At 47.1% G+C, this 16,256-nt stretch carries 17 protein-coding genes; all 17 read left to right on the top strand.

The features are described from left to right. Positions 1-4 precede the first annotated feature (4 nt). The 17 genes from ACIFO6_RS09355 (at position 5) to ACIFO6_RS09275 (ending at position 16,247) form a co-directional block, all read left to right on the top strand. Complete coding sequence (locus tag ACIFO6_RS09355; RefSeq protein WP_014281091.1) at positions 5-538, top strand: flagellar biosynthetic protein FliO; 534 nt, start codon at positions 5-7, stop codon at positions 536-538. Continuing rightward, positions 535-1,290: a flagellar type III secretion system pore protein FliP gene (fliP, locus tag ACIFO6_RS09350; protein WP_430040241.1), complete on the top strand. Its 756-nt coding sequence runs from the start codon at positions 535-537 to the stop codon at positions 1,288-1,290. The genes ACIFO6_RS09355 and fliP overlap by 4 nt, the downstream gene beginning before the upstream one ends. 37 nt (positions 1,291-1,327) lie before the next feature. Next, positions 1,328-1,597: a flagellar biosynthesis protein FliQ gene (gene fliQ, locus ACIFO6_RS09345; RefSeq protein ID WP_014281093.1), complete on the top strand. Its 270-nt coding sequence runs from the start codon at positions 1,328-1,330 to the stop codon at positions 1,595-1,597. Between the two features lie 9 nt (positions 1,598-1,606). Continuing rightward, the gene (fliR, locus tag ACIFO6_RS09340) at positions 1,607-2,392 is read left to right on the top strand and encodes a flagellar biosynthetic protein FliR (protein ID WP_430040238.1); all 786 of its coding nucleotides are present in this window, start codon (positions 1,607-1,609) and stop codon (positions 2,390-2,392) included. Next, positions 2,392-3,504, top strand: coding sequence for a flagellar biosynthesis protein FlhB (gene flhB, locus ACIFO6_RS09335; RefSeq protein ID WP_430040611.1), 1,113 nt, complete (start codon positions 2,392-2,394; stop codon positions 3,502-3,504). Before fliR ends, flhB begins: the two co-directional genes overlap by 1 nt. Before the next feature lie 23 nt (positions 3,505-3,527). Next, complete coding sequence (gene flhA / locus ACIFO6_RS09330) at positions 3,528-5,561, top strand: flagellar biosynthesis protein FlhA (protein ID WP_430040236.1); 2,034 nt, start codon at positions 3,528-3,530, stop codon at positions 5,559-5,561. Next, complete coding sequence (flhF, locus tag ACIFO6_RS09325; protein WP_430040234.1) at positions 5,558-6,964, top strand: flagellar biosynthesis protein FlhF; 1,407 nt, start codon at positions 5,558-5,560, stop codon at positions 6,962-6,964. The genes flhA and flhF overlap by 4 nt, the downstream gene beginning before the upstream one ends. After that, positions 6,961-7,848 carry a MinD/ParA family protein gene (locus ACIFO6_RS09320; protein WP_430040232.1) on the top strand — a complete coding sequence of 296 codons (888 nt, stop codon included), beginning with the start codon at positions 6,961-6,963 and terminating at the stop codon, positions 7,846-7,848. Before flhF ends, ACIFO6_RS09320 begins: the two co-directional genes overlap by 4 nt. 30 nt (positions 7,849-7,878) lie before the next feature. Further along, the gene (gene cheB / locus ACIFO6_RS09315; RefSeq protein WP_430040230.1) at positions 7,879-9,399 is read left to right on the top strand and encodes a chemotaxis-specific protein-glutamate methyltransferase CheB; all 1,521 of its coding nucleotides are present in this window, start codon (positions 7,879-7,881) and stop codon (positions 9,397-9,399) included. A 33-nt stretch (positions 9,400-9,432) separates the two neighbouring features. After that, positions 9,433-11,532, top strand: coding sequence for a chemotaxis protein CheW (locus ACIFO6_RS09310; protein ID WP_430040228.1), 2,100 nt, complete (start codon positions 9,433-9,435; stop codon positions 11,530-11,532). Positions 11,533-11,594: 62 nt separating this feature from the next. Then, on the top strand, positions 11,595-12,056 hold the full coding sequence (locus ACIFO6_RS09305) for a chemotaxis protein CheW (protein WP_014281101.1): 462 nt from the start codon (positions 11,595-11,597) through the stop codon (positions 12,054-12,056). A 3-nt stretch (positions 12,057-12,059) separates the two neighbouring features. Then, positions 12,060-12,686, top strand: coding sequence for a chemotaxis protein CheC (locus ACIFO6_RS09300; protein ID WP_025684945.1), 627 nt, complete (start codon positions 12,060-12,062; stop codon positions 12,684-12,686). Further along, the gene (locus ACIFO6_RS09295; RefSeq protein WP_025684946.1) at positions 12,679-13,176 is read left to right on the top strand and encodes a chemotaxis protein CheD; all 498 of its coding nucleotides are present in this window, start codon (positions 12,679-12,681) and stop codon (positions 13,174-13,176) included. Before ACIFO6_RS09300 ends, ACIFO6_RS09295 begins: the two co-directional genes overlap by 8 nt. Before the next feature lie 2 nt (positions 13,177-13,178). Further along, the gene (locus ACIFO6_RS09290; protein WP_430040225.1) at positions 13,179-13,601 is read left to right on the top strand and encodes a hypothetical protein; all 423 of its coding nucleotides are present in this window, start codon (positions 13,179-13,181) and stop codon (positions 13,599-13,601) included. Between the two features lie 5 nt (positions 13,602-13,606). Next, complete coding sequence (locus ACIFO6_RS09285; protein WP_013309911.1) at positions 13,607-14,395, top strand: FliA/WhiG family RNA polymerase sigma factor; 789 nt, start codon at positions 13,607-13,609, stop codon at positions 14,393-14,395. Between the two features lie 45 nt (positions 14,396-14,440). Next, positions 14,441-15,850 carry a DUF342 domain-containing protein gene (locus ACIFO6_RS09280; RefSeq protein WP_430040224.1) on the top strand — a complete coding sequence of 470 codons (1,410 nt, stop codon included), beginning with the start codon at positions 14,441-14,443 and terminating at the stop codon, positions 15,848-15,850. 76 nt (positions 15,851-15,926) lie between these two features. Next, positions 15,927-16,247, top strand: a complete 321-nt coding sequence (locus ACIFO6_RS09275) for a hypothetical protein (protein WP_430040222.1) — start codon at positions 15,927-15,929, stop codon at positions 16,245-16,247. Positions 16,248-16,256 lie beyond the last annotated feature (9 nt).

Here is a 16,256-nt window from a genome sequence, read left to right as displayed (position 1 = left end):
CGGTATGGATACACAACAGGGTGCCTCTGACGCATTGAGTACATCCAGCAATATAGGCAACATTGCCTGGGTCCTTTTCGTGCTAATCTTTATCATCGTACTGATCGTGTACTTGATACGGTTTTTGAGTAAAAGAAATCAGAGCTGGTTCAGCAACCGCTCCGTTCGCATACTGGGAGGCGTGGGGCTGGGTCCTAACAAATCCCTTCAGCTTGTTGAAGTTGGCAGCAGTGTGTACCTCATTGGTGTGGGAGAAGATATCCGGCTTGTTGACAAAGTATCCGATCCTGAAGAAGTGGAGCAAATTTTGGCCGCACTGGAGCAGGAAGCTTCTCTGCAGCGCGGCCCGATTGCCCCGCTATTCGCTAAAATTGCGGATAAGCTTCGCCGGAACACCGCGGCACAGCAGCAGCCTGAAGAGGAAACGTCTTTTCACGAGATGTTCGAATCCAAGCTTCGGCAGATGCCGAATCGTAAGGATAAACTCGAAAAGCTGCGCAATGAGGAGAATACTACAGATCGGTCGGGAGATTCATGAGAAAAAAGATTATACTTGCATGTTTGCTGCTGGTCTTGTTCAGCTTCATTTCGGTGACGGCGGCCTCTGCGGAACCGATTCCGAACATTGATATTCAAGTCGGCAACTCGGATAAAGGACAGCCCGGTGCCACCTCGCTGTCTATTATTTTACTTATTACTGTCATCAGTGTAGCGCCCGCGTTGCTTGTGCTTATGACAAGCTTTACGCGAATTGTGATCGTGCTGGGCTTTGTTCGCACCTCGCTGGGGACTCAGCAGATGCCACCTAATCAGGTGCTTGTCGGGCTGGCTCTGTTTCTTACCTTATTCATTATGGCGCCGACGTTCTCAGCTATGAACGAAACTGCCCTCCAGCCGTATCTCAAGGGGAATTTGACACAGTCGCAGGCGCTGGACAAGGCTGCGGTACCCATCAAGACCTTTATGTTCTCTCATACACGGGAGAAGGACCTACTGCTCTTTATGAAATACACCAAGATGGAAAAACCGAAAAACTATCAGGATATTCCATTAACGGTGATGGTTCCGGCTTATGCCATTAGTGAGTTAAAGACAGCATTTCAGATGGGCTTCATGATCTTCATACCTTTTTTGGTTATTGACATTGTGGTGGCGAGTACGCTCATGGCTATGGGGATGATGATGCTGCCGCCGGTGATGATTTCGCTTCCTTTTAAAATACTGCTGTTTGTGCTCGTAGATGGTTGGTATCTGGTCGTCAAATCATTGCTTCTGAGCTTTAACACATGAATGTTTCCCGTAGGGACAGCAATCAAGGAGGACGGCAATGACTTCGGAGTTTATTATTTCCCTTGCCGGACAAGCGGTGTACACAGTGCTTAAAGTTAGTGCTCCGATGCTGATTTTGGGACTGGTCGTCGGTTTGATTATCAGTATTTTTCAGGCGACAACCCAAATTCAGGAGCAGACTTTGGCATTTGTTCCGAAGATTGTCGCCGTATTACTGGCATTGCTCTTGTTCGGACCTTGGATATTGACGACATTAGTGGATTTTACGTTTAATATTCTGGACAATTTGTACAAATATATAGGTTAGGCTGAAGTTATGGACATGTTGTTACAGAGTTTTCCTGTTTTTTTGCTGATTTTTTGTCGGATTACCTCGTTTTTTGTTGTAGCACCTATTTTTTCGACCCGAGGAGTACCTAATATCTTTAAGGTTGGTATATCGGGATTTCTCGCATTGATTGTGTACCTCACTTATGGAATGCATCAGCAAGTACCGACGGATGCAGCGTATGTGCTGTTGGTGGGTCGCGAGGTGTTGATTGGGTTGTTGCTGGGTTTTACCGCTTATTTATTCATGACAGCGATCCAAACCGCAGGTTCCTTTATTGACCTTCAGGTGGGTTTCGGGATGGCCAGTGTGTTTGACCCGATGACAGGAGCTTCGTCGCCTTTAACGGGAAATTTCAAGTTTGCGATAGCCGTGTTGCTCTTTTTAAGTTTAAATGGGCATCATCACCTGATTACCGCTATTTTATACAGCTATGATTGGGTGCCGCTGACGAATAATTTTTTTGTAAAGCTGTATGGAGGCAGTGTGACGGAATTTCTGATTCGTTCCTTTGCTGAATCTTTTATGCTGGCTTTTCAAATTGCTGCTCCTATAGTAGTAGCTACTTTTTTAACGGATGTGGGACTCGGATTTTTGGCTAAAACGGCTCCTCAGTTTAACATTTTTGTAATTGGTGTGCCGCTTAAAATTATTGTGGGACTGTTCATGTTATTGCTTCTGATGCCGAGTTTTGCTTTTATTTTCGAAAAATTGTTTACTGTGATGTTCGAATCCATGCGCAACTTGTTGGATATTATGGGCAACCGTCTTTAATATCTGGTTTGGAGGAACGTAGTTTGTCATTTAAATATGCTATGAACCTGCAGTTGTTCTCAGGGGAAAAAACGGAAAAAGCCACACCCAAAAAGAAGCAGGATGCCAGGAAAAAGGGGCAGGTTGCCAAAAGTACGGAGTTGCCCGGAGCAGGTGTCCTGCTGGTAACGTTTTTCTGCCTAATGATTTTTGGCGGGTATTTCAAGGATCATGCGGTTCGCTTGTTTCGGGATGTTTTTGTAAATCGCTTATTAATGGAAGTAACGCCGAACACTACAATGCTGATGATGGGTGAGTATGGTGTGCAAATCATGATTATGCTGGCTCCTATTTTTATTGGGGCCATTGTCATCGGGATCGTGGCGAATTACATGCAGATCGGTTTCCTGTTAACCGGAGAGGGGATTACACCCAAGTTTAGCAAGATTAACCCGATTAAAGGATTTAAAAATATTTTTTCCATGCGATCACTGGTCGAATTCCTCAAATCTGTTTTAAAAATGACCGTGATCGGTTATCTGGTGTACGGCGTGCTGTGGAAAACAAAAGCAGACTTACCCAAGCTGGCCGAAATGTCCGGTGACCAAATGTTGAGCTTTACGGCTTCGTTAACAATGGAGCTGGGACTCAAAATTGGTGCGGTGCTGTTCGTTTTAGCAGTATTGGATTATATGTATCAACGCTATGAGCATGAGAAAAATCTGAAGATGTCCAAACAGGACATTAAGGATGAATACAAGAAAATGGAAGGTGACCCGCTGATCAAAGGGAAAATTCGTGAACGACAGCGTCGTATGGCCATGCAGCGCATGATGCAGGAAGTTCCCAATGCAGATGTCATCATTACTAACCCTACGCACTTTGCTGTGGCTTTGAAATATGATGGTTCGGAGATGGAAGCGCCGCAGATTATTGCGAAAGGGCAAGATTACGTAGCGCTCCGAATTAAGGAAATTGCCAAGCAAAACGGCGTTATAACGATGGAAAACAAGCCGCTGGCACGAGCGCTGTTTCAAAGAGCCGAAATCGGGGATGCCATTCCAGCTGATCTGTTCCAGGCTGTTGCCGAAGTGCTGGCGTATGTATATAAATTAAAAGGTAAAGTGAAATAAAGGGATCGGAGGCCAAGAGACCCGTGAAAATAAAAGAAATAACCGTCCTTGCAGGCGTCATCGGCATCGTTCTTATGATGATTCTACCGATCCCTTCATGGTTGCTCGACATTTTGCTCGTGATCAATATATCGATTGCTTTGATGATTCTACTTGTGTCCATGAACACGAAGGAAGCTTTACAGTTCTCTATTTTTCCTTCATTGCTGCTCATCACAACTTTGTTTCGTCTGGCGCTTAACATTTCGACGACCAAGCTCATTTTAGGTGAGGGACATGCCGGGGAAGTAGTGGCTACGTTCGGTAGTTGGATTGCAGGTGGACAAATTGCGGTCGGTTTTGTTGTCTTCCTGATTCTTGTGGTTGTGCAGTTTATCGTGATCACCAAGGGCTCCGAGCGGGTTGCTGAGGTAGGCGCACGGTTTACACTGGACGCGATGCCGGGTAAACAAATGAGTATTGATGCTGATCTGAACGCAGGTCTGATCAACGAACAGCAAGCCCGTGAACGGCGTAGTAAAATTGAGCGGGAAGCGGATTTTTATGGAGCAATGGATGGTGCCAGCAAATTTGTTAAAGGTGACGCCATTGCCAGTATCATCATTTTGATTATCAACCTGGTCGGCGGTTTTATTATCGGTATGGCTGTTCAGGGTAAAGGGTTTCAGGAGGCGCTGTCGACTTACTCCGTTTTGACCATTGGTGATGGACTGGTTAGCCAGATCCCCGCATTGCTCATTTCAACAGCGTCAGGTCTGATCGTTACACGTGCTACATCTGATGGAAACTTAGCGGATGATTTGACGGAGCAGCTCTTTTCATATCCAAAGCTAATTTACATCGTGGCTGCCACGATTGCTTTGTTGGGCTTGTTTACTCCTATTCATATCATTACGACCCTTCCACTGGCTGTTCTGTTGTTTTTGGCGGCCCGAAGAATGCAGGGCAATATGGAACGTAAGCAGATTGCTGATGAACAGCTGGAAGAAGAGCAACAGATTGAAGAGGTGCGCAGTCCGGAAAGTGTCATTAATTTACTTCAGGTCGATCCGATCGAATTCGAGTTTGGATACGGGCTGATTCCGCTGGCTGATACGCAGCAGGGCGGGGATTTGCTAGACCGGATTATTATGATCCGTCGTCAATGTGCGCTGGAACTGGGCTTGGTTGTGCCGGTCATTCGTATACGGGACAATATCCAGCTCAAGCCGAACGAGTATGTAATCAAAATTAAAGGCAATACGGTAGGCGGCGGGGAATTGCTGTTAAACCATTATCTGGCAATGAGCCCGGGATACGACGACGATTCCATTACAGGCATCGAAACGACAGAACCAGCCTTCGGATTGCCTGCGCTCTGGATTGATGAGAATACCAAGGATGTTGCGGAGCTTTCCGGTTACACGGTTGTGGACCCTCCTTCGGTTGTAGCTACTCATTTGACGGAAACGATTAAGAAACATGCCCACGAGCTGCTTGGCAGACAGGAAACGCGGTCGCTGGTCGACAATCTCAAGGAAAATTATCCGGTGCTTGTGGACGATCTTATTCCTTCTGTGTTGGCGATTGGAGATGTACAAAAAGTGCTAGCCAAGCTGTTAAAAGAAAAAATCTCCATCCGCGATATGGTGACCATTTTCGAAACGCTGGCTGATTACGGCACTTATACAAAAGATCCGGACGTGCTGACTGAATATGTTCGCCAGGCGTTATCTCGCCAGATTACTCAACAGTTCGCCCAGCAGGGAGAGACGCTACGTGTCATTACCGTGGGGCCAGGGCTGGAGAAGAAAATTGCCGAAAGCGTGCAACAGTCGGAGCAGGGCAGCTATCTGGCACTTGATCCGGTATCCACGCAGACGGTGTATCAAAGGATGATGGAGCAAATCAATCGTCTCATTCAATCCGGGCAGCAGCCTATCGTATTAACATCACCGACGATTCGTATGTATTTGCGGCAAGTGATGGAACGGACGATGCAGGATGTCCCGGTACTGTCGTACAGTGAGTTGGAGCCGAACGTTGAAATTCAAAGTGTCGGGGTGGTGAACTTATGAGAGTGAAACGATATGTAGTGGATACAATGCCGGAGGCCATGATGCAAATCAGAGGTGATTTCGGAACGGATGCCGTCATTTTGAGCACCAAGGAAATGAAGATCGGCGGATTCATGGGTATGTTCGGAAAAAAGAAAATCGAGGTCGTCGCTGCGGTAGAGGAGCAGCAGCTTCAAAAACCACGACGGGTCCAACCGTCACAGCAGCAGTCGGTTGAGGCTTTTCCACCCATGAATGCTCCTGAGCAGCAGGAAGTACCATCGTCACCAGTGGTTCCCAGACAAGCCGCACCTGAAGCCTATCGACGGGTAACGCAAATGACGAACAGTTCCAAGGAGGGGTTGGCTGATTTGCTGGCTGGCTCCGAACAAGCTGCCTCAAGCATAGAGCGTTCTTCATACGAGGCTGGTTATAATGTGGAAACAGAAAAAGAAGTTTTTACCAACAAATTGTTTAAGCTACCTTCAGAGGCAAGCCTTCCAGACAAGATAGGGGCAGAGGAAAATCAAGCCCTGCTTCATGAATTACGGGAAATGAAAGCTATGATGACTCGAATTTCCCGCAATTCTGTGATGGAAAATACTTGGCCGGAACCGTTACAAAAGATTTGTGAGCGTATGCTGGAGCAGGAAGTGGAACGCGATTTGCTGGAGCATTGGCTTGAACGGGTATATGAGCGCCGAAGTGAGCATCCGTCTGATCCTGAATCCTTTGATTGGGAACATGCTCTTCGTGCAGAAGTGGCCGGTTTCATTCGGGAAAGGCTGGACAAGGGCATCTCAAAAGATACCAAAATTGTGTATGTGGCAGGTCCAACCGGAGTGGGAAAAACGACGACTATTGCCAAGCTGGCGGCAGAACAGCTGTTTAAGCATCAACGCAAAGTCGGATTTATTACCTCTGACACGTACCGTATCTCGGCTGTCGAACAGTTGCGTACATACGCTACGATTTTGAATGTTCCGCTTGAAGTCGTGCAATCTCCCGGAGATGTTCACAGAGCTATTCAGCGTCTGGAGCATTGTGACTTGATCCTGATGGATACTGCAGGACGAAATTACCGTAATGAGCTACTCGTTTCGGAATTGCAAAGTCTGCTTTCACCTATTAAGGAAAGTGAGACGTATCTAGTGCTTAGCCTAACGTCCAAAAGCAAGGATATGCTCAACATAACCGGACATTTCAGTAAGTTTGGCCTTGGTAAGGTTGTATTTACCAAAATGGATGAGACAGGTAGTTGTGGTGGTATGTTTAATCTGTTGCACCAGTTTCCTATGCAACTGGCCTATATTACGAACGGTCAAAATGTACCTGACGATCTACTGCATCCAGATACAGAAATGGTGACAAACCTCCTGTTCGGAACCACAGAATCGTCAGGAGATACTGAGGATTCTGTATGAGTGATCAAGCCCAATCTCTTAGGCAAATGGCTTCAGCCCTAGATAAGTATCGACTGCCTGCACGTAATCGTCATGCCAAAATAGTGACAGTCACCAGTGGTAAGGGTGGTGTGGGCAAATCTAATTTCACCCTTAATTTTGCTTTGGCCTTGCAATCACTTGGCCGAAAGGTACTCGTATTTGATGCAGATATCGGTATGGCCAATATTGATGTGTTGATGGGTGCCAATTCAAGATACAATCTTCTTCACCTGTTAAAACGTGAAAAATCAATGGCCGAAATTGTTCAAACGGGCGTTGGAGGCTTACCTTATATTGCTGGAGGATCGGGCTTGAGCGAGCTGTTTACTTTATCCGATGACGATTTGAACTATTTTGCCGATGAGGTGGAGAAAATTGCCTCAGATATGGATTATGTTTTGTTTGACACCGGTGCGGGGTTATCTAAAGAAAATCTTAAATTTATCACATCCGCTGACGAATGTATGGTCGTAACTACGCCAGAGCCGACGTCTTTAACGGATGCTTATGCGCTGATCAAAGTCGTCAGTGGATTGCAAAAGGATACAGTATTCAAAATTATAGTCAATCGTGCCGATAACGATAATGAGGCCCGTCAAGTTGCTGATAAGATAGCGCTAGTTGCCCGACGATTTTTGGAGATCGACATTCCGTTGCTGGGACATATCAGTGATGACAATCATGTCATGCAGGCAGTCAAAAGGCAGGTGCCTTTTTCAATTGCTTATCCGGGATGTAAGGCATCCAGAGATGTGTTGAATCTGGCGCATCGCTTTGCAGCGATGCCACAGGCTCCACATTCAGGTGCTTTAAGTGGAATCAAAGGGTTTATGCAAAAATGGTTGCGGCGTTCGGCGCAATGATTTTGATGAAAGAAAACAGAGGTGTTTAACATGTGTGCTTACCGGGTGCTGGTTGTGGATGATTCGGCCTTTATGCGCAAAATTGTTTCAGATTTAATTGTAAGGGATGATTCGTTCGACATCGCAGGTACAGCCGCCAACGGCAAAGAGGCAGTAGAGAAAGTGAAGGAGCTACAGCCTGACCTGGTCACAATGGATGTCGAGATGCCTGAAATGAATGGCCTTGAAGCGCTCCCTCTGATTATGGCGGCCCATCCGCTTCCGGTCATTATGCTCTCTGGTATTAATGAACAAGGTATGAAGGAGACCATTATGGCTCTGGAAGCAGGAGCTTTCGATTTTATACGGAAGCCCTCCATCTCTCATGCTCAGGATATCCAGCAGGTGGGCAAGGCGCTATTGGAGCAGATGCACACCGCTATGCAAGCAGTCCGCAGCCGATTGGAGCGCAAGGAAGCTAACGAACGAAAAGCGGCGCTGGAGCAGATTCCAGAAGGAAAAGCTGTGGCTGACAAGGGAGCGGAAGGTAAGGCTCTTATTTCACCGATTGCTTCTGCAAATGCTGCACCGGTTCCGTCGAAGAGGGATACTGGAAAGTCTCTTCCGGCAGCCAAGCCTGAACAGAAACGGCCACAGACGGGCAGTTCTGTGTCTGACAGCCGTTTAAGTAAGCCGGTCGCCCAGCCACGGAAGACGGCGCAAGCACCTGTTACGCAGAAGAAGGAGGAGCCACCTAAGGCAGCTGAACGTACGCCAGGGCTACTAAATATTTCCGATACGGCTGCAGCCAAATTGTTGCACGCCACGGATAAGGGAGGGCTAATCAAGCCGGAGCCTCGAAAAACGGTGTCTACTACGCCGGTTCCTTCGGCTCCAGTTGCTTCTATGGCTGCTACGCCCCCAGTGACGGCGCCAATAGTTCCAGCAGTGCCTAAGGGGTTCTCTCTTAAAAAAGGAGGAGTGTATTCGCCCAACTTTCGCAAGCTGGTGGCAGTCGGATGTTCTACGGGTGGGCCGCGTGCGCTCAAGACGTTGCTGGAACACATTCCGGGGAATTTTCCCGCTCCGATTGTCATCGTGCAGCATATGCCGCCAAACTTTACCCGTTCGCTGGCACAGCGTCTGAATACGTTGAGTCCGCTCCGGGTGGTTGAAGCTGAGCAGGGGATGACGTTGGAGACTGGAACAGCTTATATTGCTCCGGGAGGATATCAATTGAGAATTGTGCCGGGAGCCAGTGGTAAATACACCGTATCACTGAAGACGGAAGAAGCTCGTAACGGTCACCGGCCTTCTGTTGACACGATGTTCGAATCGTTACTCCCGTTAACCACTCTGGAACGGCATCTGGTGTTGCTGACTGGCATGGGAAGCGACGGGGCTAAAATGATGAAAAAGCTTTATGATGCAGGGGTACAGTCCACATTTGCTGAAAATGAGGAAACTTGCGTAGTGTACGGAATGCCCCGCTCGGCTGTAGAGTTAAAATGTGTGCGCCACCTTCTGCCGATGCAGGAGATCGCCCCCAAGCTTGTACAAGTTGTGAAATAATCGGAGTGTAACTCATGGAGGAGGTGTCTCACAATGGACATGAACCAATATTTAAACATGTTTATTGATGAGTCGAATGATCATCTGCAATCTCTTAACGAAAAAATGCTTCAACTGGAAAGTAGTCCTACCGATCTGGGCATCGTTCAGGTGATTTTCCGGTCTGCCCATACCCTCAAAGGAATGGCTGCTACAATGGGTTTTGAAGACCTGGCATCGCTCACTCACCAAATGGAAAACGTTCTTGATCTAGTACGTAACAACAAGCTTGCGATGCAGGAATTTATATTCGATACCTTTTTTAAAGGGTTGGATGCGTTGGAGTCCATGGTACAGAACATTACAGAGGGTGGCGATGGAAAAGCGGATGTATCCTCTATTGTAGCTTCACTGCAATCCATCGTGCGTGGCGATTTCCAAAAAACTGGCACAGATGCTGTTACTGAGGCGGTTACGCCGAAAAAAGCGGCGGATAGTGAAAGCGCGGGTCTTGTGCTGGATCAGTTCCAGTATTCTGTACTGGAGCAATCTATTGCTGAAGGGCATCGGGTTCACTATATACAGGTAACGATTAGCTCAGAAAGCCAGTTGAAGGCTGCACGTGCCTTTATGGTATTTAATACGCTGGAGAACTCCGGTGAAATCGTAAAAGCTTATCCGTCTGTACAGGATATTGAGCAGGAGAAATTCGAACAAAATTTCTCGTTATATTACATAACGCAGAAAGAGGTAGGAGAGCTGGAGAAGGAAATTGCTGGTATTTCCGAAATCGAATCTGTCTCCGTTGTACAGCTGGATCAGGAATCGCTTAAGCAAATGAGCGAAGTCAAGGCTGGGCTGGCAGAGACTGCTGCGGTGCAGGAAGCCCCGGTAGCTGTACAACAACAGTCCGCTGCATCCCAGCCGCAGTCTCCAACTGCGGCCTCCGGTGCGAAGCCAGCTGATGGTAAAGCTCAAGTAGCCAAGCCTGCAGCACCTACGCACAACCGTACGATTCGTGTAGACATTGAACGTTTGGACGTATTGATGAATTTGTTCAGTGAATTGCTTATTGACCGTGTACGGTTGGAGCAGCTGGCGAGTGAGGCTTCTAATCCGGCGCTGACTGAAACGGTAGAACATATGAGCCGCGTAAGCAGTGACCTGCAAAATGTTGTGCTTAAATTGCGGATGGTACCCGTGGACACGGTTTTCAATCGTTTCCCGCGTATGGTGCGTGATCTAGCCAAATCGCTGGATAAAAAGTTGGATTTGGTCGTTACTGGCGCGGACACTGAAATGGACCGTACCGTTATCGACGAAATCGGTGATCCGCTAGTGCATTTACTGCGCAACTCTGTGGATCACGGCATTGAGCCAGTAGCGACCCGTATTGCGGCAGGCAAACCGGAGACAGGAACAGTTCATTTACGTGCTTTCCACAGTGGCAATAACGTTTTCATTGAGATTGAAGACGATGGAAGCGGCATTAATCGTGAGAAGGTACTGAAAAGTGCCATTTCCAAAGGGATTATGACTGAGGAACAAGCAGCTGCAATGAGCGATGAAGAGGCCCATCAAGTACTTTTCGCTCCGGGATTCAGTACAGCTGAGGTCATTTCGGACGTTTCAGGACGCGGCGTTGGACTCGATGTAGTTAAATCTAAAATCACTTCCCTTGGTGGTAACGTTACGATTCATTCTGTCCTGGGAAAAGGAACTAATTTTTCTGTGCAGTTGCCACTGACACTATCCATTATTGCGGCCATGATGATACAGATCGGTTCCGAAAAATATGCGATTCCGTTGTCTTCTATTGTGGAGACTGCGATCGTCAAACGGACACAGATCCGTTCTGTACACGGCAACAAAATGATCGCTTTCCGCGAATCCCATATTCCGCTTATCTCCTTGAGTCAGCTGTTTGAAGTGCCAGACTTCAATGAGGATGAAGAAGAAGAGACAGAGGTTGTTGTTATCCGCAAGGGTGACCGTCTGGCAGCACTTTCTGTTCAGGATTTTTTGGGACAAAGTGAAATTGTCCTTAAAAACCTTGGCAAATACCTTCCGAACATCCAAGGAATTTCAGGCGCCACGATTCTGGGTGACGGTCAGGTTGCTTTGATCATTGACCCTAATGTTTTCATTAAATAATGTCTTCATTAAAAATGAAAGAAATGTGAAATTGCTGACATCCATAAGGAGGGTTTTTAGACATGGGAGAAGAAATTAAAGTTATCGTATTTAAACTTGGTGAAGAGGAATACGGTGTCGAAGTAGAAAAAGTCCAATCCATTGAGCGCATGGTGCCGATTACACGTGTTCCAAGAACATACGATTTTGTCAAAGGCGTATTCAATATGAGAGGTGTGGTCATTCCCGTTATTGATTTACGTGGTCGTTTTGGATTGTCTGAGGCGGAGTATACTGATCAAACCCGAATTATCATCGTTGCAGTGGGTGAGATGCAAGTCGGCTTTATCGTTGATTCGGCGAACGACGTAATTGACCTGAATACCGACAACATTGAGACACCACCGGAGGTCGTTGGCGGAGTCAAGGCTAAATATTTGCGTGGAGTCGCTAAAATCGGTGAAGAGCGCTTGCTCATCATGCTGAATTTGTCTGAGGTGCTGAATCGGAGTGAAATGAACCAACTGGAAGGCTTAGAGGATTAATTTATGGAAAATCTTGAGAATCTCGAAGATTTCAAGTTGGATGTTTTGAAGGAAGTCGGTAACATTGGTTCCGGGAACGCTGCTACAGCACTCTCCCGACTTCTGAATAAACCCGTTGATATGGGCGTACCTAAAGTACAGATGCTGCCTTTTGAGGAGATTGCCGAAAAGGTTGGCGGGAATGAGCAACTTGTCGTTGCGATATTTTTCAGAGTCGAGGGCGAAGCTCCAGGCAATCTCTTTTTTATATTGCAACCTCATGCAGCAAAAAGTCTGCTTTCCCGGCTGGCGAATATTCCCTCGGATGATGAGGACAGCTTTAACGAAATGGAGCATTCGGCTCTGTCTGAAATCGGAAATATTTTAGCGGGTTCATACTTGTCCTCGTTGGCTGATTTCACCCGGTTGTCCATGTATCCGACGGTTCCCGCACTAGCTTTGGATATGGCTGGGGCCATTCTCAGCTACGGTTTGTTGCAGTTTGGTCAGATGGGGGATGCAGCCCTGTTGATTGACACATCGTTTCTGGAGGGGCAGAATCAGATTGAGGGTCAATTTTTCCTGATTCCGGATCCGGAATCGTTTGGTAAAATATTCAGGTCGTTAGGAGTCCCGATGAACGATGATTGAGGATAAAAGCATCATCAAAGTGGGCATGGCAGACTTGAACGTAACCAGCAATCCAAACTCGATTCGTACGACAGGACTTGGTTCCTGCGTCGGATTGACCCTCTACGATCCTCATTTAAAACTGGCTGGTATGGCACATGTAATGCTACCATCCTCAGACATTGCACGTGAAGGGCAGCTTAACATCGCCAAATATGCGGATACCGCGTTGCCGGAACTATTTGAGCGGATGCTGAAATTGGGAGCCGAACGCCGCAGACTGGTTGCCAAAATGGCAGGGGGAGCGCAAATGTTTGCCTTTGCCGGCAGCGGGGACACCATGCGAATTGGTCCGCGCAATGTGGAGTCATGCAAGGAAATGCTCGTAGATCTCGGTATTCCTCTGCTTGCGGAGGATACAGGTGGTAGTTATGGCCGAACGATTGAGCTGGACTGTGAAACTGGCGTTTTGAATATTCGAAGCGTACAAAAAGGTGTAAAGGAATTATAATCATGTTATTTGGCAGCTTACGCATTAATCTTTGGTCTGGAGTAGTCGGATTTATTCTGACTTTTGTGTTGTCCACTGGCAGCAATCTGCTGACCACGAGCTTAATTCGTGGCTTGGTCGCTTTCGTTTTTTGGTTCCTGCTTGCATTTGTGCTGCGCTGGACACTGGGTGTCGTAGCGCGGCCAGATCTGGGTAATGCCCAAAGCCGGGCAAGCTCTCAGGTGGATGGCGTGGGGGGGAAACTGGACCTGACGACACCAGACGAAGATGAAAACCTGAATGAATTGTTGAAGCCGAAACCAGAGCAGACGGACGGGAAAAACACCGATTTTGCGCCTTTAAACCCGCCTAAGCTGGTTTCAAACAAGGACTCTGAAGAATTGGCCAAGGCCGTTCGTCACCTGACAGACAAACAAGGAGGGTGAAGCCGATGAACGAGCGAAAAGCCGCTCATTTAAACCATTCCGAACTGTGGGAGCAATGGAAAGAACACGGTGACAAGGAAGCAAAAAAGCAGCTAATTGAGAAGTACCTGCATATTGTGGAATATGTGTCGGGACGCCTTGCAGTAGGTTTGCCTAAAAATGTATCTAAGGATGACCTGGCCAGTAACGGTGTCATGGGCTTGATTGATGCTCTTGAAAAGTTTGACTATGAACGTGGTTTGCAGTTTGAGACGTATGCTTCCTGGCGCGTTCGAGGAGCGATTTTGGATGGTCTTCGCCAAGGAGATTGGGTTCCACGTTCGGTCAGGGAAAAAGCGAAAAAAATTGAGGATGCTTACCAGCATCTAGAGCAGAGATACTTACGCACAGTAAGTGACGAAGAGATGAGCCATTATTTGGACGTCTCCGAAAAAGAGTTTCAAAATATGATCCAGGAGGTCGCTGTTATGTCGATCGTTTCACTGGAGGACCCGATCCGCGAAGAAGAATCGGAGACACGACTTTCCCTTTTAGTGGATGAAAAGGCGAAAAATCCGGATCACAAGGTCAATGAATTTACACTTCGTGATGCCCTTGCACAAGGCATTGACAAATTGACTGAAAAAGAACGTATCGTTGTTTCTTTATTGTATTACGAGGATTTGTCTCTCAGTGAAATTGCTGAGGTCATGTCGCTTTCCCCTTCGCGTATTTCACAACTACATTCCAAAGCCATATTGCGGCTGAGGGCGACACTGGACAAACAGCGGGATCTGCTAATGCGTAAAGATTAAACATACGGGAGGTTACAGTAATAGTTAGACGGAAGGAGCACCCCTGTGGAGAAGCAATATGCTTTGGACCAGTATTTAAAAGTGGTCGTCTCACCCGATAAACTTAGCGCTTATTTGGAGTTTGCCAAACGTGAAGAAGGCTTTTCGTGTTCTGTGGAAGAATTGGAGCGGTTCCTGAGTAACCAAAAAATAAGTCATGGTTTGATTACTGATGAGATTCATACGTTTGTGGCAAGATCGGAAGATTATTTCTTCACCAAATTGCTGATTGCTGAGGGAACACCGCCGATTCATGGTACGGATGGAAAAATTAATTTGGCTGAAGTTGTGACTGGTGAAGATGCACGTAAGCCGCTTGAAACCTCGGATGGACGAGTGGACTATAAAGAATTAACCCGTTTAAAAAATGTAAAGCGTGGACAATTGATTGCCGAGCGGATTGATCCATTGCCGGGTGTACCTGGTATTGCCGTCACGGGAGAGGGAATTCCTTATCTTCCAGGCAAAGAGGCACGTTTTAAAGTAGGGAAAAACGTAGTTGTTCATCCAGAAGGCGTTGCAATGTACGCAGCTATCGACGGACTGGTGACTACGACTGAAAAGGGTAAGCTCAATGTGTTTCCCGTATATGAAGTGAACGGGGATGTGGATTATAGCGTCGGCAACATTGATTTTGTTGGAACCGTCGTCATTCGTGGTAATGTCCTGACAGGTTTTCGTATTCGGGCGGCTGGCGACATTCGTGTCATTGGCGGTGTGGAAGGTGCTGAATTGGATGCGGAAGGTTCGGTTGACATCAGTGGTGGTATTATCGGATACCATAAGGGGTATGTGAAAGCTGCACAAAATGTGAAATGTTCTTTCATACAGGATGGTAATGTGATTGCGGGGGCCGATATACTTGTTTCCCAAAGCATTATGCATTCCCAGATCAAAGCCAGTAAGAATGTACTTTGCGGAGGGGCTAAAGGACTCATCGTAGGTGGTAGTGTACAAGCTGGTGAAAAGGTAGTGGCACGTACGATCGGTAATACGATGTCCACAGCCACTATAATCGAAGTAGGTGTACTGCCAGAGCTGCGCGATGAGTTGACTGAACTCCGGGCACGTTTGAAGCAACAGACAGACAGCCAGGATAAGACCAATAAGGCCCTCACCATATTGGACCAGCTTGCTGCTGCTGGACAGCTTGCCCCTGAAAGAATGGCGATGCGAATCAAGCTGACATCTACTAAAAAATCAAATGACAACGAACTTCTGGAAACCAAATCAAGAATGCTTGAGATCGAACGAACCTTGGAAGATACTAGCCGCGCACGGGTAGAAGTCAAAAACGTTATTTACGGCGGCTCTAAAATAGTTATCGGCAGATATACAAAATTTATTAAAGATTCAGTGGAAAGAATGGCGTTTTATTATCATGAGGGTGATATCAGTATGTCCTCCTCCGTGTAATCTGGCACAGGGATAACGAGTTTCCTTATTCCTCGGAAAACAGATACGGATGCCCAATCGGAAAGGGTGTGGTCCAATGAGCCTGAAAGCTGTTGAATTACAAATCGCCGTACCTCGTACCAGTGAAGCGGGTAAGTATCAAAGCGAATACCAGCAACGTCCGATGAATGAGCAAGCGTTGTTAGGGCAAAAGTCCGAGCAGGAGACGGAAAAGATTCGCCAGAGAAGCAGTTCGGTGGATGAATCTGCGGAAACATTCGTTGGTGAGAGGGAAAATGGAGGGCAGGGCAGTGATACTTCCAGTCAGAGCCGATCTCGGTCCGGTGAGAATATACTGCCCAAGGAGCATCCTGCAGAGCATCCATACAAGGGACATCATATAGATTTTTCGCTCTGATCCGACAGG

This window comes from Paenibacillus sp. NRS-1781, from assembly GCF_050467745.1.
GTDB classification, from domain to species: domain Bacteria; phylum Bacillota; class Bacilli; order Paenibacillales; family Paenibacillaceae; genus Paenibacillus; species Paenibacillus terrae_A.
The sequence above is the reverse complement of the archived record's forward strand: the minus strand, read 5'-3'. Positions and strand labels throughout refer to the sequence as shown.

What these genes read in the sequence shown, in the direction of transcription:
- cheB (WP_430040230.1), top strand. Translation starts at nt 7,879, where the DNA reads ATGTGTGCTTACCGGGTGCTGGTTGTGGATGATTCGGCCTTTATGCGC.
- ACIFO6_RS09355 (WP_014281091.1), top strand. Translation starts at nt 5, where the DNA reads ATGGATACACAACAGGGTGCCTCTGACGCATTGAGTACATCCAGCAAT.
- ACIFO6_RS09320 (WP_430040232.1), top strand. Translation starts at nt 6,961, where the DNA reads ATGAGTGATCAAGCCCAATCTCTTAGGCAAATGGCTTCAGCCCTAGAT.
- fliQ (WP_014281093.1), top strand. Translation starts at nt 1,328, where the DNA reads ATGACTTCGGAGTTTATTATTTCCCTTGCCGGACAAGCGGTGTACACA.
- ACIFO6_RS09295 (WP_025684946.1), top strand. Translation starts at nt 12,679, where the DNA reads ATGATTGAGGATAAAAGCATCATCAAAGTGGGCATGGCAGACTTGAAC.
- ACIFO6_RS09275 (WP_430040222.1), top strand. Translation starts at nt 15,927, where the DNA reads ATGAGCCTGAAAGCTGTTGAATTACAAATCGCCGTACCTCGTACCAGT.
- fliR (WP_430040238.1), top strand. Translation starts at nt 1,607, where the DNA reads ATGGACATGTTGTTACAGAGTTTTCCTGTTTTTTTGCTGATTTTTTGT.
- ACIFO6_RS09290 (WP_430040225.1), top strand. Translation starts at nt 13,179, where the DNA reads ATGTTATTTGGCAGCTTACGCATTAATCTTTGGTCTGGAGTAGTCGGA.
- ACIFO6_RS09310 (WP_430040228.1), top strand. Translation starts at nt 9,433, where the DNA reads ATGGACATGAACCAATATTTAAACATGTTTATTGATGAGTCGAATGAT.
- ACIFO6_RS09300 (WP_025684945.1), top strand. Translation starts at nt 12,060, where the DNA reads ATGGAAAATCTTGAGAATCTCGAAGATTTCAAGTTGGATGTTTTGAAG.
- ACIFO6_RS09305 (WP_014281101.1), top strand. Translation starts at nt 11,595, where the DNA reads ATGGGAGAAGAAATTAAAGTTATCGTATTTAAACTTGGTGAAGAGGAA.
- ACIFO6_RS09285 (WP_013309911.1), top strand. Translation starts at nt 13,607, where the DNA reads ATGAACGAGCGAAAAGCCGCTCATTTAAACCATTCCGAACTGTGGGAG.
- fliP (WP_430040241.1), top strand. Translation starts at nt 535, where the DNA reads ATGAGAAAAAAGATTATACTTGCATGTTTGCTGCTGGTCTTGTTCAGC.
- flhF (WP_430040234.1), top strand. Translation starts at nt 5,558, where the DNA reads ATGAGAGTGAAACGATATGTAGTGGATACAATGCCGGAGGCCATGATG.